This window comes from Sphingobium nicotianae, from assembly GCF_018603885.1.
In the GTDB taxonomy this organism is placed as follows: domain Bacteria; phylum Pseudomonadota; class Alphaproteobacteria; order Sphingomonadales; family Sphingomonadaceae; genus Sphingobium; species Sphingobium nicotianae.
The window spans coordinates 1-1,606 of sequence record NZ_JAHGAW010000021.1 but is presented as its reverse complement, the minus strand read 5'-3'; the positions used below and the strand labels follow the sequence as shown (position 1 = coordinate 1,606).

Annotated in this window: 1 protein-coding gene; it reads right to left on the bottom strand. The window is 66.7% G+C overall.

What is annotated here, in order from left to right:
• Positions 1–22 precede the first annotated feature (22 nt).
• The coding region (gene traG, locus KK488_RS21165) for an IncP-type conjugal transfer protein TraG (protein ID WP_214625718.1) at positions 23–1,606 on the bottom strand (1,584 nt) is incomplete at its 5' end.

Genomic DNA, 1,606 nt, shown 5'->3' with positions numbered 1-1,606 from the left:
TGGCGGACCTTCTCGACCATGGTCAGAAGTCCAGCTGCAGGTCGTCGGGACGCGACGACGCGGAATCGATGGCGTAGACGGCGCGCGTGGCGGCGAGCGATCGGGCCTGGTCCATCGCGCGCTTGTCGGTGGCAGCATCGGTGTCGTCGTCGCCGAGACCGAGGACATCGGCCGGACCCACGTCCTGCTGTACGGGCGCCTCAAGTTCGTGCGCGGGATGCCGAACCTGTTCCAGGCCGCCGCTGCTATCCTTCTCGTCGCTGTTGTCGCGCGCTTCGCCGAGGCGGGCGTCCGTGCCGCGTACAAGGCCGTGCCAGTCGTCCGCGCGTGCCTTGGGCAGGTCGGCGTAGCCCCCGCTTGCCAGCGCTGGCGCGGGAAGGATGCGCGCCTTGAAGGTCCTGTCCTCGTAGTAGCGGAGCTTCTTCGCGCGCACGGGGGCGTGCCCGGCGACGAGGACAAGCTCGTCCACGGGCGGAAGCTGCATGACTTCGCCGGGTGTCAGCAGTGCGCGAGCTGTTTCCTGCCGGCTGACCATGACGTGTGCGAGCCAGGGGGCGAGCCGGTGGCCGGCATAGTTGCGCATCGCACGCTGCTCGGTCGCGGTGCCGAGCGCATCGGAGATGCGCTTGGCGGTGCGTTCGTCATTGGTCGCAAAGGCGACGCGGACATGGCAGTTGTCGAGGATCGCGTTGTGCTCGCCATAGGCCTTCTCGATCTGATTGAGGCTCTGGGCGATGAGGAAGGCGCGCACGCCGTAGCCGGCGAGGAATGCCAGGCTCGTCTCGAAGAAGTCGAGGCGGCCAAGCGCCGGAAACTCGTCCAGCATCATCAGCAGGCGATGGCGGCCCGGCTTGTTATCTGCGTGAAGATGTTCGGTGAGGCGGCGCCCAATCTGATTGAGCACCAGCCGGATCAGCGGCTTGGTGCGGCTGATGTCGGACGGCGGCACGACGAGGTAGAGCGACACCGGATGATCACCCTCGACCAGGTCGACGATGCGCCAGTCGGATGCGGCGGTGACGGCGGCCACCGTGGGATCGCGATAAAGGCCGAGGAACGACATCGCCGTGGACAGCACGCCGGAACGCTCGTTCTCGCTCTTGTTGAGCAGTTCGCGCGCAGCCGAGGCCACGACGGGATGGACGACCGGGGCGTCGGGTGCCCCGAGATGATTGGTCGTCATCATGACGCGCAGGGTCGCGACGAACGGTCGCTGCGGATCGGACAGGAAGGTCGCTACGCGCGAAAGCGTCTTGTCGGCGTCGGCATAGAGGATGTGGAGGATCGCGCCGACAAGCAGCGAGTGGCTCGTCTTTTCCCAGTGATTGCGCCGGTCCAGCGCGCCTTCGGGATCGACGAGGATGTCAGCGATGTTCTGGACGTCGCGCACTTCGTCCGCGCCGCGACGAACTTCGAGCAGCGGATTGTAGCGCGCGGAACGGGCATCGGTCGGGTTGAACAGCAGGCAGTGCGAGAAGCGCGCGCGCCAGCCCGCCGTCAGCTGCCAGTTCTCTCCCTTGATGTCATGTATGACGGTCGAGCCGGACCAGCCGAGAAGGGTCGGCACGACAAGACCGACTCCCTTGCCCGACCGCGTCGGCGCAAA